Source organism: Edaphobacter sp. HDX4, assembly GCF_036877565.1.
In the GTDB taxonomy this organism is placed as follows: Bacteria; Acidobacteriota; Terriglobia; order Terriglobales; family Acidobacteriaceae; genus Edaphobacter.
The window spans coordinates 15,086-39,269 of the sequence record NZ_JAEDXW010000032.1 but is presented as its reverse complement, the minus strand read 5'-3'; the positions used below and the strand labels follow the sequence as shown (position 1 = coordinate 39,269).

Below are 24,184 nucleotides of genomic sequence, written 5' to 3'. Positions count from 1 at the left end.
GGGAGCTTCTAAACTTTGACGGCCGAGACACTTCGTATTCATCCGGACGAACCCGAACCCGAGCTCATCTCCCAGATAGCCAACCGCCTCCACTCCGGCCAGGTCGTCGCCATGCCCACGGACACCTTCTACGGGCTGGCCGTCGATCCGGTCAATCTGCGCGCCGTGGAGCGCATCTACGAGCTCAAATCCCGTGCCCGGCATAAACCCCTGTCGTTGCTCATCTGTGAGGTCGCCCAAGCGTATGAACTCGCTCGCGGGGTCGATACTGCCTTTGACCGGCTTGCGGAGCGCTTCTGGCCCGGCCCCCTTACTCTGATCGTTCGTGCTGGATCCAAACTCCCCCTGCGTGTCACCGCGAACACCGGAAACGTCGCTCTCCGCGTTCCCGAGGCCGCCATCCCTCGCGCCGTCGTTGCCAGTCTCGGTCTGCCCATCACCGCAACCTCCGCCAACCTCTCCGGCATGCCTGAGTGCACCTACGCTAACGGAGTTCGCGATCAGCTCGGCGACAAGATACCCCTCATCGTCGATGGGGGTGCGACCGCGCGGGCAATCCCGACTACCATCGTCGATATCTCCGGCGGCGGCAATTCATGGATGATCCTCCGCGAAGGTGCCATACCGACGCACGAGATCGCCCTTACTCTAAGCCATTAGGCTGCATGATCCTACGCTTTTTCAAGGGAATGCCGTACACTCGTAGTCTCCACCGGTCATGATCGTCTCTCGCAACAATCTGCGTGCCCAGCGATCCACCACGGGCCGCAACCTGCTGCGCTCCGTTGTGCTGACAGCTCTGTTGATCACGGTCGCGTGGTGCTTCTATGTCGTCCATCAGATCTCCGGGGTCGCTGCGGAAGATCAGGCAGAGCCGGCCGATGCGATCGCAGTCTTCGGCGCAGCCGAATACTCCGGCCGACCTTCTCCCACCCTTCACTTTCGTCTCGATCACGCGGTCGATCTCTATCGCATGAAGATCGCTCCCGTTGTCATCACCCTAGGGGGTGGGAGCGACAAGGACTCCGGAAACACCGAAGGGGGGGTAGGACGCGACTATCTCCTCGCCCATGGGATTCCCATTGGCAACATCATCGCCGAGACGACCTCAACCGACACCGAGCAGCAGGTCCATCGCCTGGCCGCCATCGCCCGCGACTTCAACCTCCATCGCATCGTGGTCGTCTCCGACGGCACGCATCTCTTCCGTATCCGCGAGCTCTGCCAGGACATCGGCCTCGAGGTCTACACCTCGCCGCGAGCTACCATCGGCCACCTCGGTTGGTGGGATCTCTCCATGCGATACGCCCACGAGATACTCAGCTACACCGCCTGGAAGCTGCATCTTGACTTCGACTGGCTGCGTGGCGGTTTTGGCCAGGACGATTAGAAAGCCATCACGGTTAAACCAGGATGATGAGATAGACAGTCTGCCCTCTCCAGGGCAGCATCCGCTCTTCACGCGTCTAGTGCAGAGAACTTGCGATCAGTGCCGCGAATAGGGTCGATGCAAAGTTAACCAGATCATTTCCCAGCCATCCCCTCCGCTCGACAGTCGCGCCCAGCAGGCTGTCGAAGTACAGCCCTGCGGCCGCCGCAATCCAGGTGACGCCCTGCGTTGGCCACAGAGAATGATGCGCCGACCCTACCGCAACGACGATCGCGGCTGCAATCATTCCCGCCGCAGTCCCCGCCAGCGTCACGCCTCCATCGGTTCCCGCAGCGACCGCGCGACCTGTCGTCACCAGCCTCGCCGGATGGCCAAGAGCCTGCCCGATCTCCGACGAAACCGTATCTGCGGCCGCCTCAGCCAAGGCGGCAACGCAACCCTCATAGCGTCCGGCGGCGGCAAACAATCCTGCGACACCGAGGTTCGCTATGATCTGCGACGCACTTCGGCCTCTTCTGGACTCTGACAATCCACGGGCTTCTTTCCTGGTCCTTCCATACCGTGTCGCCGCAAAGGTCAGCGCAAACAAGACAATCAGTGCCGGCAGCAGCCAGTGTTCCGCCATCTCCAGGCCGTAGTGCGACCATGCGGCAGGGGATTGCGCCAGAATAAAGCAGACCAGGAACCCCATCGCAGCGGCTGCAGGGGTGGCCGCCCGCAACAGCAGGACGAGTCCCGCAAACGCCGCGCTCACCAGCAGAGGTCCTAACATCGGCCACAAGGGAAGCGAGAATCGCAGCGCCCCTAACGGTGGAGCCAGGGCTCCCAGCAGCAAGAGTGCGCCAACCACCCAGGTCAATATCGTTGATTGTGCTCGATCCCGCGACGGAGTGATCGGTCTTCGCCACCCCGGCATTTCGTCACTGATGACGGGTTTTGCATCCATGGTGATTTACAATCTCATCTAGAGCATAGCCAACATCAGCACCACCGCGGGAGCAGTTTTGCGTTTAGGAAGAATTGAAGCAGAAGGAACCCCTGAGGTTCGTATCAACCGCCCATCCGGACGGTCACGTATTCAGGCCATCTCCAACTTTGCCCTCGCTGCGGTCGCTTTTGGATCTCTCCTGGGCTGCGGAAATACATACCGCCCCGTTGTGAGCAGCATCAATCCAGTCGGGCCGGCCGCCCAGCCGCAAAAGTTCGCGATCGTGGCCTCCAGTCCCGGGCCCAACCTTCCCGGATTGATCACTATCGTCGACTTCTCCGGCGACTCCGTGCTGGTTACCGCCAACGTTGGTGTAGCGCCATACTTCCTCTGGCTCAATGCTTCCGGAACCACCGGCTACACGCTCAACACCGATAAGACACTCACGAGCTTCGATATCTCCACCTCGCTGCAGACTCGTGACGTCATCCAGACGACGCTGCTCAACAACGCAAATCCTAACAGCATCTTCTCCGACGTCACCGCTCTCTTTATCACCGAGCCCGGTCGCAACGCAGTCGCGCAGCTCAGAGAGTCGCCTCCGCCTCCGTCTCTCAACCAGGAGTTTCCCATCGATCCTGCCTACTCCCCGGTCTACATCGCGGGATACTCAGGAGCGCCTCGCGCCTACGTCATCAGCCAGAAGACGGGCGGCGGTCCCGGTGAGGTTTCAGCCATCGAGATGGCCAGCAGCACCATCTCCACCAAGATCGACGTCGGCAGCAATCCCGTCTACGGTGTCATGACCTCCGACGGCAAGCGTGCCTTCATCATGAACAAGGGCGACAACACGGTCACGGTGATCAACGCCCAGACCAACCAGCTCGATGTTGTACCGTCCCTTCCCGCTCCCGGAGCGGTCAACCCCATCCCGGTAGGAACTGCGCCGCTGTGGGCCGACCTCGTTCCCACCCGTAACGAGCTGGTCGTCGCGAACGAAGGCGATGGCGTCTCCAAGGGATCGGTCAGCATCATCAACATCCCACTCTGCTCGACAGCCGCTCTTCCCGGCAACCCCAACTGCGACGCGAACAACCCCATCGACGCCAATGGCTTCGGCCAGGTCCTCGCCACAGTTCCCGTAGGAGTCGATCCCCAGATGGTCGCCGTTCTGCAGGACGGCTCTCGCGCCTACGTCATCAACAAGGCTGACAGCACCGTCTCGGTCGTCAATCTGACCACCAACACAGTTACGGCTACCATTCCGCTCCCGGCGACGCCTCACCCCACCTTCATCGCCTGCATCAGCGGCACGCCTACCGGCAAGGTGTACGTCACCTCTCCGGAGTCGGATCAGATGACCATCATCCGCACTGACACCGATGTCGTAGAGACCACCGTTCCGCTGCAGGGCAAGGGAGTCATGGTCCGCACCCAGCTTCCCTGACGCTCTCTGACTTTGGGCCCCATCCACACTCCGGGTGGGGCCTTCATTTTTAAGGTCTCTTTTGTTCTTCCGTCGACTTCATCCTCAACTGCCCGCAAGCACAATCGGCATCGTGGGAGTCTGTGAGCCTGCCCCGTCTTCCACCGTTACCCCGAATGCCTTTGCCGCGACAGCTCGCGGCAGGGGCGGCAGAACTACCGTTCCATTCCCCTGGTCGTCCGGGCGAAATGTCCCCGCGGGAATCGGATCCCGCCCATCCGCCGGAATCAGCCACAGCTCATAGGTCTTCTCCGCATCGAGAGCCGGAAGATGGTCCGCCAGCAGCAGCAGGGAACCCGTTCGGGCGACATAGATCACTCGGCCTCCCGCTGAACTCTCTCCCCCCGCCGCACTAGCCCCCGACAGCACAACTCTGTGCGCGTGCGCGTCGGTCATGGTGGTTAGCAGCCGCGTCGATGCAACGGCATCGCCTCTCAACTGCGCCACCTCGCCTGTGTTTGCCGCCAACTCCATCCTGTCGTTCTTCTCCTGGATATACAGTCCGCTTGCGAACACGGCCAATCCAGCCGTTGCCGCCCATCCCAGCCACAGGAATGCCCCTCTGGCCCTGCCGCCGTTGCGGGGACGGGCCTCGTCCTCGTCTTCTCTCGCGCTCCTGGAACTCCTGGCGCTCCTGGCCTCGCTGGGTCGCCGCGTCGCGGCCGGATTGGAGCCTCGTCTTCGAAACTCGAGCGTCGGCTCCTCCATCTCCTGGACGCGCGTCACGGCATTCGCGCGCTGCGGAGGCACAACCTCCTCCACCGGAGCCGCTCTCTTCTCTCGCGCTAGCTGGTGCATCACCCGTTCGCGAACCACTCCGGCCGGGCTATACATCTCTACCCCATAGGCGCACGCTGCAAGATCGCCCTGCAGACGAGCCAGCTCCTGCCGGCAGAACGCGCAGGCTCCCACATGCTCCGCGACCGTCCTGTGATCCTCCTCCTCCAGCAGTTGCATTGCGAACAGCGTCAGATCCGTATCTTCATAGTGGGCCATCACATTCATGCACGTGCCGCCCTTCTCAGCGCCAGCAGGGTGTCACGGATCCGCATCTTTACCACCGCCCCCGACTCTCCCACCATCTCGGCGATCTCGGTGTGACTCAGCCCGTCGAAGAACGCCATTGCGAAGATCTTCCGCTCCCCGACGGCGAGCCGCCCGACCTCCGCGCGAATGTTCTCTGCCACCACCTGTCGCTCCGCTTCGCTGGCAAGGTCATACACTGTGGCCATCGAGACATCGGCAAAGCTCTGCCGTGTTCCTCGGCGACGCAGTGCATCGATCGCCCGGTTTCGAGCTCTCACTGCCAGCCACGCTCCCACGCTGCCGCGAACCTCCAGCAGGTCCTCGGGAGTGCGCCACATCTCCAGAAACATCTCTTCCAGAATCTCTTCCGCGAACGAGACATGGTGCAGCACCCGCAGCAGCACCGAATACACTACCTTCGCGTAGCGATCGTAAAACGACGTCATCGCCGCTTCGTCTCCGCGACGAATCAGCATCAGCAGCGTAGCGTCATCGCGAACCTCCCGCGCTATTGCAGCGGGCATCTCCATTACCTTAGCGGTCACCATTTGCACCCGTTTTCTTTCTTCGGGAGTGGACTTGTTTTCGTCTTTCCTAGCCACTCTAACGTAGGTCGCCGCACAATGTACCTTAATGAGTAGCGGCCCGTGTGCCACTTTGGAACTACTCCCTTATGAAGAACCGACTCGATAAACTGCTTGTCGACCAGGGCCATGCGGCCTCCCGGGAACGCGCCCAGGCCCTCATCCTCGCCGGCCGCGTTCTCGTCAACGAGCAGAAGATCGACAAGCCAGGCGCCGATGTGGCTCCAGACGCCGTCATTCGTATGCTCGGCTCCGACCTCAAATACGTCAGCCGCGGCGGCCTCAAGCTTGAGCACGCGCTCGCCCACTGGAACATCTCCCTCGCCGGGCTCCACACAGTGGATATCGGTGCCTCGACCGGCGGCTTCACCGACTGCATGCTCCAGTCCGGAGCCGTAACCGTTTTAGCCGTCGATACCGGTTATGGCCAGATCGCCCAGAAGCTCCGTGACGATCCCCGGGTCACTCTCCGCGAGCGGACCAACGCGCGCAAGCTCGCCCCAGCCGAACTGCTCCTGCCCGGCCAGCCTGTCCCGGCGTTCCTCGCCATGGATGTCTCCTTCATCTCCGCAACCCTCGTCTTTCCCGCCGTCCTCGCCGCCCTCAGCCGTGAAGATGATCCCTGGAAAGGAACCGCCGTCATCCTCATCAAGCCCCAGTTCGAGGCCGGTCGCCACAACGTCGGCAAAGGAGGTATCGTGCGTGATCCCGAGGCCCGCCGTCAGGCAATCGAGCGTGTCACCGAAGCGGTGGTTGAGCTTGGCGGAGCGCGCCTCGACGTCATCGACTCTCCCATCCACGGCATGGAGGGGAATCATGAATATCTCCTTCGCGGGGACTTCGGCGCAGTCTGATTGGGTGGGCCAGCCGGTACACTAACAATCATGTTCAAGGCAGCTATCGTCTCGAAGCCGCAAAAGCCCGAGCTCGCCTCCATCCTGCGCGAACTCGTCGCCTGGCTCGAATCCCACGGCTACATCCCGATCTTCGATCCCTCCAGCGCTGCTTACCTCGGTGACTCCGTACCTCCCACGCCGCGCGAGGAGATGGCGCAGCAGCATCCCAATCTCGTCATCGTCCTCGGGGGCGACGGCACCCTGCTCGCCGCTGCGCGGGCCTTCGCGCACTCGCCGACGCCTATCATAGGCGTCAACCTCGGCTCCCTCGGCTTTCTCACCGAGATCCCGCTCTCCGACCTCTACACCACGCTTGACGCCTGGTGCGACAACTGCGCCAGCATCGAAGTCCGCGACATGATGCACACCGAGCTCATTCGCGAAGGCCAGGTCTTCAAGCACTGGGACGCCCTCAACGACATCGTCGTCTCCAAAGGCGCCATCGCTCGCATGTCCGAGTTCACCGTCGAGATCGACAAGCAGTTTGTCGCCACCATGCGAGCCGATGGAGTCATCATCTCCACCCCCACCGGCTCCACCGCCTACAACCTCGCCGCTGCCGGTCCCATCGTCATGCCCTCCGTCAACGCTCTGGTGGTCACTCCTATCTGCCCGCACCTGCTCACCATTCGGCCCATCGTCGTTCCCGGCGATGCAGAGGTCAACATCCGTGTCGAAGGTGTACCTAACCTCACCTATCTCACCGTCGATGGTCAGGAAGCCGTCGAGCTTCAACTTGGCGACGAGGTACACTGCCGCCGCTCCGACCACAGCGTCCGTCTCCTCCGCCCACGCCGTAATGGCCTCTTCAGCGTTCTACGGAACAAGCTAAAGTGGGGAGAACGCTGAGTCGCTGCGGCAACGCATAATGCCACTAACCTCTTAATGGGTTTCGAACATCTCGCAGGCAAGCGGCGAATAGGTGCGGCTTCCACCAGCGGCGAGATCGGATGTCAAGATCAGCGCCCTTCCAGCGCTTCCGCAGCATCGGAGCGTAATGGCACAGCTTCAGCGTGCCGCAATATATCCCGTCGAATGGGGAATTCAGCCCCCGAGGCGACCGATCCCAACGCAACTCTTAGAAGCCTGAACAACACCGGAACGAGTGTCATCCTGAGCGAAGTCGAAGGATCTGCGGGAATCCACGTACGACTCAACGCCGCAGCCACACCGACTCAATCTCGTGATCGCATCGCTTGTGCAGAATCAGGTCCGCCCGCTGCCGGGTCGGTTGAATATTTTCCATCAGATTCGGCAGGTTAATCTCCTGCCAGATCTTCTGCGCCGTCTCCACCGCTTCACTTTGCTCCAGTGTGCGATAGCGGTAGAAGTACGACGAAGGATTTTGAAATGCCGTACGTTGCAGCGCCAGGAAGCGCTCTACGTACCACGTCTCCAGGTCGTCGCTGTCGGCGTGCAGGAAGATCGAAAAGTCGAAGAAGTCCGACGCGATCACTGAAGCTCCATGCGGAGCCTGCAGCACGTTCAATCCCTCGAAGATCAGGATGTCCGGATGCCGCACCATCTGCACCTGGCCAGGGAGGACGTCATAGCTCAGGTGCGAATACACCGGAGCCGCGATCTCCTCTTCTCCCGACTTCACCGCATGCAGAAACCCAAGCAGCCGCGGCAGGTCGTAGCTCTCTGGAAACCCCTTCCGCCGCATCAGGTTTCGCTCTTCGAGCACTGCATTCGGGTACAGAAAGCCGTCGGTCGTAATCAGCGATACATTCGGTTGTCCCGGCCACCGTGTCAGCATGGCCTGCAGCGTACGTGCGAACGTGCTCTTGCCCACCGCTACGCTTCCGCTCACCGCAATCACGAACGGACAGCGCTCGTTCTCCCGTCCCAGAAACGCATTCTGCGCGAGAAACAGCTCTCGTCCCGCCTCAAATCGCAGCTTCAGCAGCCGGGACAGCGGAAGGTACATCTTGGCAACTTCATTCAATGAGAGCCGGTCGCACAGACCTCGAAGAGACCGGATATCCTCGTCGGTCAGGGGCAGGCTCTGGCCGGCGCTGAGCGCGCTCCACTCTTGCCGATTGAAACGTTGGAACGGGCTCGAAAGGGTCATGACTGAGAACTAGGCTTACTTCTTCAGGGAGACTACAGGTCCCCCTACCGGATGACAGAATACCTTACCGTGGCTCAGCGCAATCCTGCGCTGAGCCAGAGACGCCATCTCCGGGTCGTGCGTAACCATCACAATTGTATGGCCGTGAGCGTGCAGATCCTGCAGAAGCTCTGCCACAATCTTCTGGTTCGCCGCATCAAGATTGCCGGTGGGCTCATCCGCCAGAAGAATCGGCGGATTGTTGATCAGAGCTCGCGCAATGCACGCCCTCTGCTGCTCGCCGCCCGACATCTCGCTCGGGAGATGTTCCGCTCTATGTCCCAGTCCAACCCGCTCCAGCGCAGCCCGCGCCTCTTTCTCATCCGTCATCGAGTGGAAGTACTGCGCCAGCATTACATTCTCCAGCGCTGAAAGATAAGGAATCAGGTGAAACTGCTGAAAGATGAAACCGATCTTGTCCGCGCGAAAACTATCCAGCTCCGTCGCCGACATCGTCGCCACGTTCGCTCCGTCAATCCGGAGCTCGCCGTCTGTCGGTCGATCCAGGCATCCAATCAGGTTCACTAGCGTGCTCTTGCCGGAACCCGAAGGACCTGTAATCGCGACCCACTCTCCCGCCACGATCGAAAACGAGGCATGGTCCAGTGCCCGAACCGTCCCCGCATGCCCGGTATATTCGCGTGTTACCTTGTGCAGCGCAATCACCGCGCAGTCAGGCCGTGTCTCAAGATCGATCGGATTGTCCATTACAGAACTCTTTTCTATCACTTCTGCTACTCGCCCTTCAGCAATGCCGCCGGTTCCAGACGACGCAAGACCCGCACGGGAAACAGGGCCGCAAACGCCGCGATCGACAGGTTCACCAGCAGCACCAGCGGTACCACTCCCAGTCGCGGAAGCGTCGCCGTGTGGAAGTCCAGCTGACTGATCGTCCACGCGGCGGCGGAACCGATCACATATCCCCCGACCACGCCTCCCAGCGCCAGCACCAGAGCCTCCAGCAGGAACATCGCCATCAGCGTCGACTGCGATCCTCCCAGTGCCTTCATCAGTGCAAAGTCTCGTCTCCGCTCCAGTACGCTGGCTGACAGCGTCGCCAGCACACTTACCGCTACCGTCAGCGCAATCAGCAGCACGGCGCCATACATCAGCGCATGCGTCTTATCGACGATCTTCTTCTCGCCCTCGACAAGCTGGCGCACCGGCTCAACCTTCGCCCCCGGCATCGTCTGCTGCAACCGCGCAATCGCCGCCTCGACCTGCGCCGATCCTCCAGGAACCTGCACCTCTACAATGCTCGGCTTTGCTCCGGTCCAGGTCATAAACGCAGTCATTGGAATGTAAATGCGGCTATCTTCGTCTCCGCCCGTATGCAGCCTGCCCACGCCATGCAGCGTCATCGGGTGCCCTGCAAACGTCAGTTCGACATTGCGTTCGTTGCCGACAAACTGCGCCGCGCGTTGGCCCAGCAGCGCCGTAGTCGCATCCGCTGCTGAAGGCCATGCATCCACCTTCCACCACGAATTCAGCCCGCGCACCGCCGCAAAATCCGTTCCTGCCACCACCACTGGAGTTCCGCGATCGGTCGTGGCCACTGCATAGCCAAACTCCGCTGCCTGCGCATCCGCTCCTGCCGCAGCGTGGACACGATCCATCGCATCCGCCGGCAGACCCTTGCTCGTATCCGCGGCGGTCACCACGACATTCGCGCCGAAGCTCCGAAACTCGTGGTGCAGCTTCGAGTCGAGATCCGCATACAGCGTCAGCAACGCCGTCGCTACCGCTGCCGAAACTGTCAGCGCAACCAGCGCCGAAAGACTGCGCGCTCTTCGGTGCACCAGCGAGCGGCGCAGCATCGCCCCCATGCTCAATCGGCTCATACGTTCGCTCTCAGGATCGCCGAAGGATCCGTGGTCAGCGCCCGGCGTATCGCCGGTGTGCTTCCCGCTATCGCCACCACCAGCGCCAGCGCCACCACGACAGGGAAGAGAACAGGAATTAGCAGGGAGTGCAGCGCCACTCCTCCATCGCCCTCAAAGATGCGCGCTCCCAGCCACGCCGCCAACCCCGATCCCGCGAGGTATCCGAGGCCTCCGGCAAAGATCGCCAGCAATCCGGCCTCGGCATAGAACAGCATCGCGACCGTCGTCTTGCTTGCGCCCAGCGATCGCATCAAGCCAATCTCCGCCTGCCGCTCGAGGATCGTCGTCGCCATCGCCGCACTCACCGCGAAGGCGGCAGCCAGCAGCGCGGCTCCGCTGATCAGCCACATCAGGCCGCTGATGCGCTTCAGCACCGTGCCCTCGCTCTGCTCCACCTGGCGAATCTGCTCCGCCCGGGCGCCCGGAATCGCCTCACGAATCTGGTACGCAATCGAGTTCGCATACGGTCTGCAGTACCAGATCTCCTTCAGCTTCGGCGAAAGCGAATCCGGATCCTTCCGCGCAAACGCGTCCTCCGGCTTGGTGCGCGCGCTGACCTCGATCCTCCGCACTGCATCAGGGGTTCCCGCAATCCGCTGCGCCGCGTTCAACGGCAGCAGCAGGCCGTTATCCAGACTGTCCCCTGTTGAAGCCACGCCCACCACGTGCAGCGTCATCGCCCGCGATGTATTCCCCGGCTGCCCTGCTACCTGGATCACGTCTCCCGCTCCAACCTTCAACCGCTCTGCCAGCGCCGAGCCCACCACGACCTCCGCGTTCTCCGCTGTCGTATGGTCCTCGCGAGGCCATACTCCTGCAATCTTCCACCAGGGATGCATCGTCACTGCACCGGTCTTCAGGGCCGATTCTCCCGAGGCTGATGTCCCATTGCTCAGCGCATGGTCGAACCACAGCCCAGTCCCCGCCGCATCCACATCGGCGCCCGTGCCCGTCTTTCCCAGCACCTGTACAGGAAGCTCCGGACTCACGCCCGTAATATTGTTGGCCCAGAAGATTCCCCGCAGCTTCTTCAGATCGCTCTCATGCAGGAAGGCTCCGCCGGAGACGGGCTTTACATCCACCCCGCCGATCTTGACCTCCAGCTGATCTGCCGCCGGATACACCACGATATTGGCGCCATAGGTCGCAAGCTCTTTATGGATGCGGTCTCCGATCGTCGTCGCCAGCGCCAACATCGCCGTCACCGCCGTCGTTCCCAGCAGGATCGCCAGCCCCGCCAGCGCCTTTCGCCGTCGCTGCCGGCGAAAGCTCTCCATCAGAAGCCGAAGAAACATCCCTCTCCTCTATCGCTCAAAACCTGGCGCTCGAAAATCTCGCGCTCAAACTCTTACCGCTCAAACACCGGAACCAGCGTCTTCAGATCAGCCGCCTGAATCACAACCTGTCCGCCGGCAATCGAGCTCTTCAGAGGAATCGGATTGCAGCCGCCCGGCTGGCCCATCGACGACGGGTTCAGCGGAGAGGCGCACATCTTGCACGTAATCCCCTGGCTGCCGATATAGAAGCCCACCGGTCCACAGATCCTGCACGCATCGCCCACCGAGACGATATTTCCATCCGGCTTCTTGAACAGCAGGAAGCGGACCTGAACGTTGCCGCCCTTGCCGTCGTCCATGTTCACGCCATAGCGATGCAGCTGATCGTCGTTGATCTGCGTCGTCGGCACGGTGACCTGACTCCCCACCAGCGTCACCGCTGACGTGGGTGAAAGCGCCGTCGAGCTCTTCGCGTAGATAAACTCCGCCGTCGAAAGAAAGATAAACAGGAAGCTCGTCACCACCACCGCGTTCGCCCACATCTTCTCGCGTCGCTGGGTCCACTCCGCGCGTCGCTTATCCGCCGCCGTGGCATTGTCGGGCAGAGCCACCGGGCCTCTGCGCCGATACTCCATCAGCACCATCAAACCCGCCAGCGCCAGCATCGTCACAAAGAAGAACAGGTCGTTGCGTACGATCGGGCCGATCATCCGCATCTCCGCCTGGCTAGACGGCAGCACGCCGTTCTCGCTCAGCTCATGCAGTCCGCTCACCACCAGCTGGAACGCCACAAAGTACAGAATCACCGTCGTCACGCGGAAGAAGCGCTGCAGGTTGATCTTCACGCTGCCCCGGATAAAGAGCACCCCAAACACCACCGCAACCGCGACCCCCAGCAGCGTTCCGATAAAGCTCAGCAGCTCGGTGGAGTTCAGCGTCACCGCCGACAAAATCAGAACCGTCTCCACGCCCTCGCGAAGCACCAGCAGAAACACGAAGAAGAACAGTCCAATCTTCGAGACCCCCGCTGCCTCCGTCGTATAGCGGGCAATCTTCTCCTCGATGTCGCCCTTCATGGTCCGGGCCGCCTTGTGCATGAACCAGATCATGCTGATCACAAAGACCGCCGCGGCCAGCATCACCCATCCCTCGAAGATGTCGCTGTTCAGTTGGGTGCGGGCCATAATCACCGCTCCCACGACGCTCGCCGCAACCGCCGCGCCCAGAGCCCAGAAGACCGTTCGCTTCAGCTCCGACCGGCCTATCTTCGTCAGATAGGCAAACACGATCCCGACGATCAGCGAAGCTTCCACGCCTTCGCGGAGGGTGATGATAAATGCCTGCAACATAAGGTGGTTCTCTCCCTCAAAGGGTCCACCGCGAACTGCTCCGATGCGAACCCCGGCCATCGCCGGGTTCCATTCCAAAGCTTCCGGCTCATCTTTCAGTCTAATGAGGACCAATTTGGTCGTCAATTGCTGCGGACGCTTTTTTGCCCTCCGCAAGTTCTAGTCCGGCTTCCGGAGCATCGGGGTCACGCCATATCTGCGCTGCCCCGGATCTGCGGCCAGTGAGTGGTCACTTTCATTTGGCGATCTCCGCATTCCCGGGTGCGAATGTGTGCAGCGGCTTGCCCTTGAGGATATTCTCGACCTCCTCATAGCCCTCCGGGAATGCGTAGTTGTATCGCGGCGGAAGCGCAAAAACGAACTGCGAGTTCCTCCCCAACTCCGACGGTCCAATCGGAGCCGCGCTTACCACCAGGTCTTCGTTCCACTGCGCCAGCGTAAAGACCATGATCGGAATATCCTGGCGTGGCTGCGCCGTGGTCCATCGTGGATCGCGGAGGAGGATCTTCGGTCCATGCTCCTTCCGCTTCGGCTCAGCCTGCGTCGTCCCTTCCCACTGCTCCGACACCACCTGGTAGCCCTTCCAGTCCTCAGGAAGATCGAAACGGAACCCATAGGCCCGGTTTTCGTACACCGGCGCAGACTCCCTGGCCTCATGCTTCACCGGCGCTTTGGCTGTCATCTGGGAGCACGAAGACGAAGCAAGCACCCCCGAGATCATCCCTGCGCACATCCACGTCCTGCTCCTCTTCATTCGTCCTCCTCGTCGCAATAGTATGCCCGTATCCCGTAGCCCCTTCTCCACTGGGTGCGCAGCAAACCCGGTAAAATATCCCCATGAGCAACAAGAGAAAAAAGACCACCGGCTACACCGACGATCACGCCGCAGCCGGCCTCGACACTAGCTTCCCTGAGATCGAGACGTGGAAGAACCAGTTCAAGTCCTACGAGATCCTCATCGACGACCCTGAGTTCACCTCCGTCTGCCCCAAGACGGGCCTGCCCGACTTCGGCCGTCTTACCATTCGCTACATGCCCCGTGAAAAGTGCATGGAGCTCAAGTCCCTCAAGGAATACCTGTTTAACTACCGCAACCTTGGAATCTTTCAGGAAAACATCGTCAACCAGGTCCTTGACGACGTCGTCAAAGCCACCAATCCCGTTTGGGCCATCATCGTAGGCGACTTCCGCCCGCGCGGAGGCATCTCGACGATCGTCGAAGCCCGTTATCCCCGCACCGAAGACATGCCTGCGAGATAACGATGGATTTCCTCGAATCCCGCAAAACTCCGCTATTCGCTGAACGGCATGCCAAAGAGTAAAAGGGCCGACTTTGGTGGTCGATGAACCTCGCCAACTGCTTCCGTTGCCTTGTCCATCTTCTTCCACACATCAAGAGCGGGTGCGTTCATATACAGCACTCGTGCCCGCTCCGCCGTGTCGCCTTTTTCAGCGTAGATGCTGATCTTGTTGATCAACTGTGTCTGAGCCGAGTCGACCAGGTAAGGCCACATGCTCACCGATGGAGAGTTTTCCGTCTCCCGTAACTCTTCCGTCGATTGTTGCAGGATGCTGTAGTTTAGCGGCATCGGTTCATCCTACTCGTTCATCCAGTCGGCGCGGTCAGTCTTGCGATGTGAAGACGCGGTCATCGCGCTGGTGCGGGCTGATTGCTGTCTTTGTCTTGGGCGATAAAGCGAGGGACGGAACGAGCAACGTGCTTCTTCACATCGGTATTCCGAGGGATGCTTAGGGTGACTCCTGACGTACAGTTGTGTGCTTGGAAGACACTCGTCAGGAGCAAAGCTTCGAGCGCTGAAGCGAGAAATAACTTCAAAGCTGACTATGCGCCCTACTGGGATGGCTGCTTCGTTTGAGCCATCAGACCCGGCGACCGAATACCCACAGTGCTCCCCTGTCTTTGATCAGTCGCAGATGAAGCACGGCCGTCCAGAGAGGAACTCTGTCGTCCTTATCGCTGCTCTTCCCCGTCTGGTCAAGCCTTCGCCAACGTCGATACTCAAACAAGCGAGACAGCCGCACTCATTTTTTGGCGAAGGATCGCATGAGCACAACCATATTCCATACATCTTCCGGCTTTGCCCGTGCCTCCTCTTCTGCAGGCATCGCGCCCTTGCCATGTCGGATGATGTAGAACAACTCGCCGTCGCTCAGACCTTCAAGCGCATTCGGATCCGTGTAATCCTTCATCTTCAGCTTCATGTCAGCAACCGCGTCCCCTTTGCCATTGCCGTTTTCCCCATGGCAGACAGCACAGTCGTATCCGTAAATCTTCTTGGCGTGAGCCAGGGATTCGGGTGTCGGTTTGAATGGATTTACCTGACGCGCCGCCTCAGCGGGGATCGGTGTCATCGGCGTGGGCGAAGGTGGCGGTTCTTGCAGAAGATATATAGCTAGAAGCAACGTCCAGCAGAAAAAAGGCGTCACCATACGAGCCCTCCTCCATTGCGCGCAAATCCTATACTTCTCATGAGCAAAGGTGAAGTCTTTTGTCGCTTGTCTGTTAGGGGCGGATTTCGCACAGGCAATTTGTCATTGTGGCCCTCGTATCATCTCTCTATGAATTCCTCTCCCGTTGCAGGTCCCGCCCGGGTCGCCATCATCACCGGAGCCGCGCAGGGAATCGGTCGCCGCACCTCGGAGCTCTTCGCCCAGGCAGGCTACTCGATCGCTCTGATCGACCTCCAGTCCTGCAGTCACGTCGCTCCCACAGCCGACCGCGAAGAGTTTCTCGGCAATATAACCGACGAGACGTTCATCGCTCGCTCCATCTCCACCATCCACCAGCGCTTCGGACGCATCGACGTCCTCGTCAACAACGCGGGGATCAGCAGCATCGCTCCCGCCGAGACCGTCGAGATGGCAACCTTCCGCCGTGTCCTCGAAGTCAACCTCGTCGCCCCCTTCCTGCTCGCGCGCGACGTCGGTGCTCTCATGCTCCAGCAGCGGCAGGGAAGTATCGTCAACATCGCCTCGATTGCCGGACTCACCGGAATCGCCGACCGCTCAGCCTACAACGCATCGAAGCACGGTCTCGTCGGTCTCACCCGTACCCTCGCCGCCGAGTGGGGAGCGCGCGGAGTCCGCGTCAACGCCGTCTGTCCCGGCTGGGTCAAGACCGAGATGGACCACGTCGATCAGGCCAGCGCCGCTTATACCGACGGAGACATCATCGATCGCGTCCCTATGGGCCGCTTCGCCACACCCGACGACATCGCCCGCGCCGTTCTCTTCCTCGCCGACCCTCTCCACAGCGGCTTCATCAACGGCCATACCCTCACCGTCGATGGCGGATGGACCGCCGATGGATCCTGGCAGTCCCTTCGGCTAAGCCACCGATAGCGTCGAATCACCTTCGGCTCAGAGGCATCCGAGTCCGCTGCTCACAACACCTTCATCGACAGAATCGTCCCACACGGTGACAGACCTCTCCTGAATCGCACATCGGAATCTCACCCGCAACCGTTTGGGCAGGCCTTCAGGGCCGTCTATGTTCTCATACAACATATGCTCAAATGGCTGCTGATCTTCGTACCGGTCACCATCGGACTTGAGTTCTTAAAACCGGACGCTCACACCTACATCTTCATTGCAGCCTGCCTCTCCATCGTGCCGCTCGCCGGCATCCTCGGCCACGCCACCGAGCAGGTGGCGCATCATGCGGGCGAGGGCGTAGGTGGCCTGCTCAACGCCACCTTCGGAAACGCGGCTGAGCTGATCATCGCCATCGCAGCGCTGCAAAAGGGGCTCTATGACGTCGTCAAAGCCTCCTTGACCGGCTCCATCATCGGAAACCTTCTGCTCGTTTTTGGTCTCTCGGCAGTGGCAGGTGGCTTTCGTCACAAAATTCAGCGCTTCAACGCAACCGCCGCCAGCGCCCAAGCGGTTTTACTTACCCTCGCCGCCATCGGTCTCATCGTTCCCGCGGCGTTTCACCACCTTCAGGGGCCCCGCGACACGCTCCCGGAAGATGCCCTTGGTCTCGATATCGCGATCGTCCTTCTTCTCGCCTACGGGGCTCATCTTGTCTTCTCTCTCTACACCCATAAGCGCCTGTTTCAGGGGGAATCGCCCGATGCGAAGGAAGAAGATCAGGAGACCTGGCCTCTCGGCAAAGCCATCCTGATACTGGCCGTCGCCACAGCCTTCATCGCCTGGATCAGCGAGATCCTCGTCGGCTCGGTGCAACAGGCGGCCAAGGCCTTCGGCATGACCGAAATCTTCGTCGGCGTCATCGTCGTCGCCATCATCGGCAACGCCGCAGAACACAGCACCGCCGTTCTTGCCGCCATGAAGAACCGAATGGAGCTCTCGTTCGGAATCGCAGTTGGCAGCAGCCTCCAGATCGCTCTGCTGGTGGCGCCGCTCCTCGTCATCCTGAGCCATTTCATCGGCCCCATACCCATGAACCTTGCCTTCTCTCCCGCCGAAGTACTGGCGATCTTCCTCTCGGTCTTGATCACCGGCCAGGTCGCTGCCGACGGGGAGACAAACTGGCTGGAAGGGTCACAGCTTCTGGCGGTCTATCTCATTCTCGCCATCGTCTTCTACTTCCTTCCGGAAGGCACCGTCGCGCTTCCCGCAAACTCGAACTGAAGGTTCCAAGATCGCTGTGGAAGATCCGTATACAAGCAACTCCGGGAATCGTGGATCCAACCTGCTTGCTCTCTCGAAGCGGGCGACGATAGTCGGATGCGAAGCCCTCAAAGGGGAAGCCTGGGATGGCTGCCGAAGACCGGCGGCTCCCATGAGCTCCCTCCCAAAATGAAGGCCAAAATAGAAAAGACGGAAGACCAGCACTTTGTGCTGGTCTTCCGTCTTCGTAGTAAATTGGTCGCTGCGTTTACATCTAGAGAACCCCTCCACTACCGCCTTTATCGTGCAAGTAGCAGTGGAGGGATTCTTTCAAAACAAGTTAGACCGTGCGCGTGATGCGACGGCGAACCATACCGGCCAGCGCGAGAACGCCGCTGCCCATCAGAGCGAGGCTCGAAGGCTCAGGAACAGCCGACGGGGTCGCGAACGCAGAGGCCGAGAAGGTCGTCGAACTCTGACCAGAGACCAGCTGCGAGGTGAAGGTGAAGCTACCGGGGCTGTTGTCATAAGCAACTACGCCATTTGCCGTGAAGAAACCGTTGCCGGTTATGTCAAGGCAGTTTCCAACGGTGCATCCCGGGATGTTCGAAACGTACATCGCGTTATAGTCGGTCATGTAGAAGGCGAAGGTCTCACCACCGTTGGTAACGGTGAAGAGCTGCACCGGAGAGATTGCAGGCGGAACCATGTTCTGGCCCTGGGTATAGGGAAGAACACCGGTAAGGAAGTTGATCGTATTGCCATCGGTCAGGTACAGAGCAAACGTACCTGTCGTGGCTCCTGGACCACCATTTACTTGGCCACCCAGGAACTGAAGGGTGTTGGTGGTGAAGGTGTCAGTACCAAAGGACGACAGGGTACCAGTGATAGGAGCGGCTTTAGCGGCGATGGGTGCTACAAAAGAAGCAGCCAGCGCGAGAAGGGCGAGCGGTCTAAGCATAGGAAAAGGTTCCTCCAAAAGAAAAGTGCGGCATCGAGCGACCACTTCCCATATATGCACTTAGATAGCCAGATAAGTCTCAATTTTCCACAATCCTACGGCTCTCAACCTACAAGCATTTAGCACCCAAAAACAACAAGGCCCCTGAATACTCAGGAGCTTTGTCTGCAAACTATTGCACTCACTTTCGAGTACGTAGGTACTTTTTTACCCTGTTTCGGGCAAATTATGGGAAAGAAAAGTCCTTTAGAGGAATTGAGAGATAGCATTCGCCATCACCCCTCAGGCCCTCTAAAGAACTTCCTTATCCCTTCTAACTTGCAGCTACCACTGAAGCAGAAGCAGTTCCGAGCAGAACGCCGGTCCCATCGCCCCCATCATGCTGAAGCACCCCGGGCTGCCGGGACGGTTATAAAGAAAGTCCTGCATGACCGTTAGAACCGACGCCGACGACAGGTTCCCGCGCTGGCGCAGACTGTTCCACGAGGCCGACAGCGCTCCAGGGGGAAGGGTAAGGCTCTTCTCCATCGCCTGCAGCACCTTCGGTCCGCCGCTATGCATAATGTAGCTGCAGATCTGGTTCATGCTCATATCGTTCTCGTCGAGGAAATCCTCTACCGTGGCCCGAAGCTCTGACGTCACCAGATCCGGAACCTCTGCCGAAAGCACGATGTTGAACCCGCTGTGGTTGATATTCCAACCCATCAGGTGCTCCGTATTGGGATAGAAGGTCGACTTCGTTGCCACAACGCGTGGGCAGGGCTCGTCAACACTGGTGGGGCGCTGTCCGTGCGGCGTCTCTTCGCCGGCCAGAACCACTGCGGCCGCACCGTCGCCAAACAGGCCCGAGGCTACAATCGCCGCCATCGAAGCATCATCTTCCTGCCAGGTCAGCGAGCACAGTTCGACCGACAGCAAAATTGCATACTGCTTCGGATACGCGCGTACATAGTCCGCCGTCCGCGAGATCCCCGCTGCACCTGCCACGCATCCCAGACCGAAGATCGGTGTGCGCTTGATGTTCTTCGGAAAGCCCATGAGGTTTACGAGACGTGCATCGATGCTCGGGCAAGCGATTCCGGTTACGGAGGTGAAGAAGATCGCGGAAATATCCTCCGGCTCCAGGCCCGCCTGGTCCAAGGCTTTCTGAATCGCCTGCTGGCCTAGTTCTACCGCGCCCTTTATCCATAGATCATTTGTTGGTCCAAAGCCCGACAGCGTTCCCAGCGTATCCAGCGGGAACATGATGTGGCGATAATCCACACCACAGTTGCGGTGAAGACGATCGACAATGTCAGGGGTGGCGAGTTTGTCCTGTAGCCGCTCTTTGAGAGCTTCGGTGATGACGGACTGTGGATAGCGATGGGGAGGATAAGCCGTGCCGATAGATGCGATGCGCATAGGTACAAAACCTCTTCGGAAATGGGTTGCAAAGGCCGATGGGCAATCAGCTGGTTTCAAGTTTTGGCAGGAAGGCAAACACGCCTGTGCTGAGAAGCTGGGGGAAGGTAAAAAATTTCCAGCACACAAGCGAAGCCGAAGGGCAACAACACAAGTATAGAACAGTTAAAGGTTGCCTGAAAGCAAGTAAAATCTTTGTACCTTGTATCACACTTATAAACAAGTAGATACGGGAATCTTTGACCAAAACATACCAAACATGCCGTTTACTCAAACGTGAACCTGACCTCGTGACTGAGTAAATCCTAGCGGCTGTGAGCACGGTGGCCCATACCACCTTTCGGCCACTCATCTGCCTCGAACGGAGGCACTTAGTACATCCTCTGTTACAAAGGTTTACCGTCTTTCGTGCTCTGTTGGTAATCCAAATGCAAGTGTATTTTCGAAGTTGACGTGCTTATCTGGGGCAATTCTATTCCCCGGTTAGCGTCAGTGCGTACAAAGTATCCCCGACACCGACAATAATGTTCTGCTTGCCATCCAGCACCCACGTGGACGGCCCATTGCTCACGTGACCATCCAACTTTTCGCTCCAGACGATCTTCCCGCTTGCTGCATCGAACGCGGCCAGCCTGTCTGAATCTCCCGTAAACAGCAGATTGCTCGCGGTCGTCAGAATCCCTCCTGACATCCCGCCACCCTCTGCACCCTGACCCTTGGGAATATGTTTCCACTTCAAATCGCCATTGCGCACATCCAGAGCAATCAGCGATGAGTGCGTATCGAACGCTCCCGAACTTCCTCCGCCATATCCCTCCGGCTCCGCAGAAGTGTCGTACAGGTACGCGACGCTGTAGCCCTCGGTCGCATTCACATAAAACAAGCCGGTCTGCGGGCTGTAGCTTGGCGGAGGCCAGTTCGTCGCTCCATTGCTTGCTACATCCACCATCGAGCCATCCACCTTCGGCTCCTTGTCTGGATCGGGAATCGGCTGCCCTCGCTCATCCACACCCTTGGACCAGTCTCCCGTCTTCGTGAATGGCTTCGAGACCAGGTACTTCCCATTGGTGCGATCCAGCACAAAGAAGTATCCGCAGCGCGCCGCCTGCGCCAGCAGCTTTCTCGGCTTGCCGTCGATCGTCATGTCGAACAGCACCGGCGTCTCTACATTGTCCCAGTCGTGCGTGTCATGCGGAGAGCCCTGGAAGTACCACACCATCTTGCCCGTGTCAGGATTGAGCGCCACGATGGAATCCGTATACAGATTCGCGCCCTTTCGTCCCTGACCTGCAAAGACCGGATTCGTATTTCCCGTGCCCCAGTAAATGAGATTCAGCTGTGGATCGTATGTTCCCGGCAGCCACGTCATGCCGCCGCCATGACGCATTGCCTGCTCGTTCGGCCACGTCTCCGATCCCGGATCGCCCATCTTCTTGGGCTCGCTCCACCAGCGCCACTGCATCTCGCCCGTCTCCGGGTCGCGCGCTTCAAGATATCCCGGGACGTCCATCGCATCGCCGCCGACTCCGATGATGATGTGGTTCTTCACAATCACCGCGGCCATCGTCGTGAAGTACTGCAGCTTCTCGTCAGAGACCTTCTTGCGCCAGCGCTCCTTGCCCGTCGCCGAATCCAGCGAGATAAACCATCCATCCGGAGTCAGGAAGTAGATCCACTTTCCATACATCCCCACGCCGCGCTGGCCCAGCACATGACCACCATGGTCCTCGAAGTCGAATCTCCACTTCTCCTTGCCTGTTCGTGCATCGACGGCGAACACGTGGTCCGGAATCGTGAAGTAGAGAACACCATCCACCATCAGCGGAGTCGACTTGATGATCAGCGGTCCACTTCCACGCAGCGGAGGGATCCCGGTGATTCTGTACTTCCACTTCGTCTTCAGCTCGCCGATGTTCTTCTGGTTGATCTGCGTAATCGCGCTGAAGCGTCTTCCCGAGTAATCGCCGTTATACGTCGGCCACACATCGGCAGGCTGGTGGAACAGGGAGAGAGCCTTCGGATCAAGACCCTCCGGCTTCGTCATCTGTTGCGCCGACAACCCAACGGTCGTCACTATGGCAAGCGCGGCAAGTTTTGTAACAAGGGACCAGGTCATTTCAGTGTCAGCAGGTATCGAGTCAGGTTATGCAGATCGTCGTCCGTGTACTTCGACAACAGTGCGCGATGTCCTTCCAGCTTGTCCGGAATCGCAACCAGCACTTTAGCTGTCGGCCAAGTCAGGGTCTTGCCATCGCTCGTCTTCAAGCTCGTCTCAAAGTCGTCATAGTGCTCCAGGGTTCCGGTCAGCTCTTTGCCATCCGGCGTCGTCACGGTCGCCTGGCGCGCGCCTCGCTTGCTCGGCCATGCGATCCTCGCCAGCATCGCCGACGGTTGCGCGAACTTCTTCCCAATCCCGGCGAGATCCCCCGTTACCGAGTGACAGCTTGCGCAGTTCGCGACAAAGAACTCCTTGCCCTTGCTCACGTCGCCGCTGGTCATCTCGCCGCTGTGCTTGTAGAGTCCGCGATTCGCCGCCAGCTCGATCTCCATGTGCAGATACTCGGCGATGTCGTAGCGCTGCGCGTCGGTCAACTGCGCAAACGAAGGCATTCCACTCTGCGGTCGACCTTCCTTCAGAAAGGGGGCAATCTCTTCGCCCTTGTCGTCATGCAGCACCAGCACCGAACGCACCAGGTTTGGCCCGATGCCACCGCGAGCCTGGGCTCCGTGACAGGCCAGGCAGTTCTGCTGGTAAAGACCCTCGCCTCGCTTCGCCGCCGCCGCATCCGGCACCCGGCCCAGCCCCAGAAACAGATGGGAACGGTCCGTCGGGCGGCCGGTCTGCTGCTGGGGTTGTGACTGCAGCTCCGGCTCCTGAACTGCCGCCAGCACAGGTCGCCCATGAAAGATCGCTATCGCTGAGGAAAAGCACAGCAGGCTCCCGATCGCCAGTAAAGTTCCCGGTGTTCTCGAAATCAATGCCTTCTGAGCCCTTTCCTCTCCGCGTTCGCCACAGTATATCCACCCGCGCACACGCTCGTCGCCTATCCTCCTCTTTCTCTTCGCCCGGTCGCGTTGAGGAGTCTTGCAACACCTCAGAGAGGCTGCCTGCGGAGGCTTGCTTTCGAAGTAGCTCATGGCGACACCGGCTCGACATGCGCCGGGCGCGGGGTTTTGTATCGATCCCAAGAGCGGGTGAGCTGCGTTGAAGGTTCGGATCGGCTTCGGCGCTGAGGTCGGGGAGGATGTGGGGGAGTGCGGTCGGGTCAGGGTGATCGTCGCGGCTTTCATCGGAGGAGGGTTCGTGAAGGACGGGCGGGAGGTCTCCGCGGTGACGGGCGAGGCCTTCCATGATGGCGTTGAAGACGGGGCGACGGAGGGTGACTGTGTCGGTGAAGTCTGCCACTGCTGTGGAGTCGGGCAGTGACCTGGAGTTGGGTGGCGCTTCAGGGGTGGAGGAAGAAGATGTGGGGTTGCAGGGAGTGGAGTCGTGGGGTGGGTTTGAGATTTTCTGAGCGGATGTGTTGGCGTCGGAGGTTTGGAGGTGCGTTTGAGTCGTCTGGTTGTGCTGTTGGGTTCGCGAGAGGTTGGTGGTGGCGATCTGGAGACCGTAGAGGAGGAGACCGGCGCGGCGGAGGTCGATGTTGTTGGCGGCGACGTTCTGGAGGACACGGCCGAGAGCGTACTGGATCTCGTCGGGGCTTTGGAGGTCGGGAAGGGAGGATCGGTTCTGTCGGGCTCGGCGTTCGCGGAGTCTGGCGACCGGGGTTCGGGCAGCGTGGTGGTAGTGGCAGAATTTTTCTCCGCGCATCGCCGGGCTTCCGCAGGGAGCGCCTTCGGGAGTGCTGTGACGGCAGGTGCGTGCCTCGGTTTTGGGGCCTGTCTGGCGGATTTCCTCGATCATCTCGGGCGGCGGACTGCATGATGGTGCCCTCCCATGAAAAGTGTGCAAAGTATTCGAAACAGAAGAAATGAGGGTGGACTTCGGGTCTCGTCTCTGCTGTTTTGCGGGTTAAAAGGGAAAGCCCGGCTCGATGAGCCGGGCTTTTCTTTTCTACCTGATTAAAGGTTATCAGGGGTGTCAAGGATTTCTGTGGAAATGTGGCCGGGGTGAACCGCAGATCCTTCGACTTCGCTCAGGATGACACGTTCTGGGGCTGTCCTGGGGACTCGGTGGCGGGGGAGAGGAATACAGGGATTCTTCGCTGCGCTTCAGAATGACGGATCATGATGACGGATCATGCGGCGGTGACGTGGGATTGGGCCGGTGTGCGAATTCTCGCTCGGTACCCGG

25 protein-coding genes are annotated in these 24,184 nt (G+C 59.8%); 10 read left to right on the top strand and 15 right to left on the bottom strand.

Annotation, left to right across the window (positions count from 1 at the left end):
• Window positions 1-15 precede the first annotated feature (15 nt).
• Both JAO29_RS21315 and JAO29_RS21310 read left to right on the top strand, forming a co-directional pair.
• Window positions 16-660, top strand: a complete 645-nt coding sequence (locus JAO29_RS21315; RefSeq protein WP_334270296.1) for an L-threonylcarbamoyladenylate synthase — start codon at window positions 16-18, stop codon at window positions 658-660.
• A gap of 58 nt (window positions 661-718) precedes the next feature.
• Window positions 719-1,390 (top strand): YdcF family protein, encoded by a 672-nt coding sequence (locus JAO29_RS21310; RefSeq protein ID WP_334270295.1) that lies wholly within the window; start codon window positions 719-721, stop codon window positions 1,388-1,390.
• A 76-nt stretch (window positions 1,391-1,466) separates the two neighbouring features.
• Here the strand turns inward: JAO29_RS21310 and JAO29_RS21305 are convergent, their stop codons facing one another.
• Complete coding sequence (locus tag JAO29_RS21305; protein ID WP_334270294.1) at window positions 1,467-2,336, bottom strand: DUF92 domain-containing protein; 870 nt, start codon at window positions 2,334-2,336, stop codon at window positions 1,467-1,469.
• Window positions 2,337-2,394: 58 nt separating this feature from the next.
• Between JAO29_RS21305 and JAO29_RS21300 the strand changes: the two genes are divergently transcribed.
• Complete coding sequence (locus JAO29_RS21300) at window positions 2,395-3,765, top strand: YncE family protein (protein ID WP_334270293.1); 1,371 nt, start codon at window positions 2,395-2,397, stop codon at window positions 3,763-3,765.
• A gap of 84 nt (window positions 3,766-3,849) precedes the next feature.
• On the opposite strand, the gene JAO29_RS21295 is transcribed toward JAO29_RS21300, so the two are convergent.
• Window positions 3,850-4,809 carry an anti-sigma factor gene (locus JAO29_RS21295; RefSeq protein ID WP_334270292.1) on the bottom strand — a complete coding sequence of 320 codons (960 nt, stop codon included), beginning with the start codon at window positions 4,807-4,809 and terminating at the stop codon, window positions 3,850-3,852.
• A complete protein-coding gene (locus JAO29_RS21290; protein WP_334270291.1) occupies window positions 4,806-5,354 on the bottom strand; it encodes a sigma-70 family RNA polymerase sigma factor in 549 nt (182 codons plus the stop codon). Before JAO29_RS21290 ends, JAO29_RS21295 begins: the two co-directional genes overlap by 4 nt.
• Before the next feature lie 149 nt (window positions 5,355-5,503).
• On the opposite strand from JAO29_RS21290, the gene JAO29_RS21285 reads away from it, so the two are divergent.
• Together JAO29_RS21285 and JAO29_RS21280 are read left to right on the top strand one after the other, a co-directional pair.
• Complete coding sequence (locus JAO29_RS21285) at window positions 5,504-6,268, top strand: TlyA family RNA methyltransferase (protein ID WP_334270290.1); 765 nt, start codon at window positions 5,504-5,506, stop codon at window positions 6,266-6,268.
• 30 nt (window positions 6,269-6,298) lie between these two features.
• Complete coding sequence (locus JAO29_RS21280) at window positions 6,299-7,159, top strand: NAD(+)/NADH kinase (RefSeq protein ID WP_334270289.1); 861 nt, start codon at window positions 6,299-6,301, stop codon at window positions 7,157-7,159.
• 304 nt (window positions 7,160-7,463) lie between these two features.
• Here the strand turns inward: JAO29_RS21280 and coaA are convergent, their stop codons facing one another.
• From coaA to JAO29_RS21250, 6 genes are all read right to left on the bottom strand, one after another.
• Complete coding sequence (gene coaA, locus JAO29_RS21275) at window positions 7,464-8,384, bottom strand: type I pantothenate kinase (RefSeq protein ID WP_334270288.1); 921 nt, start codon at window positions 8,382-8,384, stop codon at window positions 7,464-7,466.
• Window positions 8,385-8,399: 15 nt separating this feature from the next.
• Window positions 8,400-9,131, bottom strand: a complete 732-nt coding sequence (locus JAO29_RS21270; RefSeq protein ID WP_334270287.1) for an ABC transporter ATP-binding protein — start codon at window positions 9,129-9,131, stop codon at window positions 8,400-8,402.
• 26 nt (window positions 9,132-9,157) lie between these two features.
• Entirely contained in the window at window positions 9,158-10,264 is a 1,107-nt protein-coding gene (locus JAO29_RS21265; protein ID WP_334270286.1) for an ABC transporter permease, read from the bottom strand.
• Window positions 10,261-11,601 (bottom strand): ABC transporter permease, encoded by a 1,341-nt coding sequence (locus JAO29_RS21260; RefSeq protein ID WP_334270285.1) that lies wholly within the window; start codon window positions 11,599-11,601, stop codon window positions 10,261-10,263. The genes JAO29_RS21265 and JAO29_RS21260 overlap by 4 nt, the downstream gene beginning before the upstream one ends.
• A 53-nt stretch (window positions 11,602-11,654) precedes the next feature.
• Window positions 11,655-13,058: a Fe-S-containing protein gene (locus tag JAO29_RS21255; protein ID WP_334270284.1), complete on the bottom strand. Its 1,404-nt coding sequence runs from the start codon at window positions 13,056-13,058 to the stop codon at window positions 11,655-11,657.
• A gap of 109 nt (window positions 13,059-13,167) precedes the next feature.
• Entirely contained in the window at window positions 13,168-13,686 is a 519-nt protein-coding gene (locus JAO29_RS21250) for a hypothetical protein (RefSeq protein WP_334270283.1), read from the bottom strand.
• A gap of 83 nt (window positions 13,687-13,769) precedes the next feature.
• Between JAO29_RS21250 and queF the strand changes: the two genes are divergently transcribed.
• Window positions 13,770-14,192 (top strand): preQ(1) synthase, encoded by a 423-nt coding sequence (queF, locus tag JAO29_RS21245; protein ID WP_334270282.1) that lies wholly within the window; start codon window positions 13,770-13,772, stop codon window positions 14,190-14,192.
• 32 nt (window positions 14,193-14,224) lie between these two features.
• On the opposite strand, the gene JAO29_RS21240 is transcribed toward queF, so the two are convergent.
• The gene (locus tag JAO29_RS21240) at window positions 14,225-14,521 is read right to left on the bottom strand and encodes a hypothetical protein (RefSeq protein ID WP_334270281.1); all 297 of its coding nucleotides are present in this window, start codon (window positions 14,519-14,521) and stop codon (window positions 14,225-14,227) included.
• Between the two features lie 454 nt (window positions 14,522-14,975).
• A complete protein-coding gene (locus tag JAO29_RS21235; RefSeq protein ID WP_334270280.1) occupies window positions 14,976-15,383 on the bottom strand; it encodes a c-type cytochrome in 408 nt (135 codons plus the stop codon).
• A 129-nt stretch (window positions 15,384-15,512) separates the two neighbouring features.
• On the opposite strand from JAO29_RS21235, the gene JAO29_RS21230 reads away from it, so the two are divergent.
• Both JAO29_RS21230 and cax read left to right on the top strand, forming a co-directional pair.
• Window positions 15,513-16,295: an SDR family NAD(P)-dependent oxidoreductase gene (locus tag JAO29_RS21230; protein ID WP_334270279.1), complete on the top strand. Its 783-nt coding sequence runs from the start codon at window positions 15,513-15,515 to the stop codon at window positions 16,293-16,295.
• Between the two features lie 156 nt (window positions 16,296-16,451).
• Window positions 16,452-17,549, top strand: coding sequence for a calcium/proton exchanger (cax, locus tag JAO29_RS21225; RefSeq protein WP_442886458.1), 1,098 nt, complete (start codon window positions 16,452-16,454; stop codon window positions 17,547-17,549).
• Window positions 17,550-17,868: 319 nt separating this feature from the next.
• Here cax and JAO29_RS21220 read toward each other — a convergent pair whose 3' ends face one another.
• From JAO29_RS21220 to JAO29_RS21205, 4 genes are all read right to left on the bottom strand, one after another.
• Window positions 17,869-18,489, bottom strand: coding sequence for a PEP-CTERM sorting domain-containing protein (locus JAO29_RS21220; RefSeq protein WP_334270278.1), 621 nt, complete (start codon window positions 18,487-18,489; stop codon window positions 17,869-17,871).
• A gap of 324 nt (window positions 18,490-18,813) precedes the next feature.
• Complete coding sequence (locus JAO29_RS21215; protein WP_334270277.1) at window positions 18,814-19,890, bottom strand: type III polyketide synthase; 1,077 nt, start codon at window positions 19,888-19,890, stop codon at window positions 18,814-18,816.
• Window positions 19,891-20,362: 472 nt separating this feature from the next.
• Window positions 20,363-22,006 carry an acido-empty-quinoprotein group A gene (locus tag JAO29_RS21210; RefSeq protein ID WP_334270276.1) on the bottom strand — a complete coding sequence of 548 codons (1,644 nt, stop codon included), beginning with the start codon at window positions 22,004-22,006 and terminating at the stop codon, window positions 20,363-20,365.
• Window positions 22,003-22,869, bottom strand: coding sequence for a c-type cytochrome (locus JAO29_RS21205; RefSeq protein ID WP_334270275.1), 867 nt, complete (start codon window positions 22,867-22,869; stop codon window positions 22,003-22,005). Before JAO29_RS21205 ends, JAO29_RS21210 begins: the two co-directional genes overlap by 4 nt.
• Before the next feature lie 226 nt (window positions 22,870-23,095).
• Between JAO29_RS21205 and JAO29_RS21200 the strand changes: the two genes are divergently transcribed.
• Entirely contained in the window at window positions 23,096-23,317 is a 222-nt protein-coding gene (locus tag JAO29_RS21200) for a hypothetical protein (RefSeq protein WP_334270274.1), read from the top strand.
• A gap of 123 nt (window positions 23,318-23,440) precedes the next feature.
• Entirely contained in the window at window positions 23,441-23,815 is a 375-nt protein-coding gene (locus tag JAO29_RS21195; RefSeq protein WP_334270273.1) for a hypothetical protein, read from the top strand.
• Window positions 23,816-24,184: the final 369 nt, after the last annotated feature.

Bases quoted from the DNA above. Each gene is read 5' to 3' on its own strand.
- JAO29_RS21310 (WP_334270295.1), top strand. From the start codon at position 719: ATGATCGTCTCTCGCAACAATCTGCGTGCCCAGCGATCCACCACGGGC.
- JAO29_RS21305 (WP_334270294.1), bottom strand. From the start codon at position 2,336: ATGGATGCAAAACCCGTCATCAGTGACGAAATGCCGGGGTGGCGAAGA.
- JAO29_RS21295 (WP_334270292.1), bottom strand. From the start codon at position 4,809: ATGAATGTGATGGCCCACTATGAAGATACGGATCTGACGCTGTTCGCA.
- JAO29_RS21290 (WP_334270291.1), bottom strand. From the start codon at position 5,354: ATGCCCGCTGCAATAGCGCGGGAGGTTCGCGATGACGCTACGCTGCTG.
- JAO29_RS21285 (WP_334270290.1), top strand. From the start codon at position 5,504: ATGAAGAACCGACTCGATAAACTGCTTGTCGACCAGGGCCATGCGGCC.
- JAO29_RS21280 (WP_334270289.1), top strand. From the start codon at position 6,299: ATGTTCAAGGCAGCTATCGTCTCGAAGCCGCAAAAGCCCGAGCTCGCC.
- coaA (WP_334270288.1), bottom strand. From the start codon at position 8,384: ATGACCCTTTCGAGCCCGTTCCAACGTTTCAATCGGCAAGAGTGGAGC.
- JAO29_RS21270 (WP_334270287.1), bottom strand. From the start codon at position 9,131: ATGGACAATCCGATCGATCTTGAGACACGGCCTGACTGCGCGGTGATT.
- JAO29_RS21265 (WP_334270286.1), bottom strand. From the start codon at position 10,264: ATGAGCCGATTGAGCATGGGGGCGATGCTGCGCCGCTCGCTGGTGCAC.
- JAO29_RS21260 (WP_334270285.1), bottom strand. From the start codon at position 11,601: ATGTTTCTTCGGCTTCTGATGGAGAGCTTTCGCCGGCAGCGACGGCGA.
- JAO29_RS21250 (WP_334270283.1), bottom strand. From the start codon at position 13,686: ATGAAGAGGAGCAGGACGTGGATGTGCGCAGGGATGATCTCGGGGGTG.
- queF (WP_334270282.1), top strand. From the start codon at position 13,770: ATGAGCAACAAGAGAAAAAAGACCACCGGCTACACCGACGATCACGCC.
- JAO29_RS21240 (WP_334270281.1), bottom strand. From the start codon at position 14,521: ATGCCGCTAAACTACAGCATCCTGCAACAATCGACGGAAGAGTTACGG.
- JAO29_RS21235 (WP_334270280.1), bottom strand. From the start codon at position 15,383: ATGGTGACGCCTTTTTTCTGCTGGACGTTGCTTCTAGCTATATATCTT.
- JAO29_RS21230 (WP_334270279.1), top strand. From the start codon at position 15,513: ATGAATTCCTCTCCCGTTGCAGGTCCCGCCCGGGTCGCCATCATCACC.
- JAO29_RS21220 (WP_334270278.1), bottom strand. From the start codon at position 18,489: ATGCTTAGACCGCTCGCCCTTCTCGCGCTGGCTGCTTCTTTTGTAGCA.
- JAO29_RS21215 (WP_334270277.1), bottom strand. From the start codon at position 19,890: ATGCGCATCGCATCTATCGGCACGGCTTATCCTCCCCATCGCTATCCA.
- JAO29_RS21210 (WP_334270276.1), bottom strand. From the start codon at position 22,006: ATGACCTGGTCCCTTGTTACAAAACTTGCCGCGCTTGCCATAGTGACG.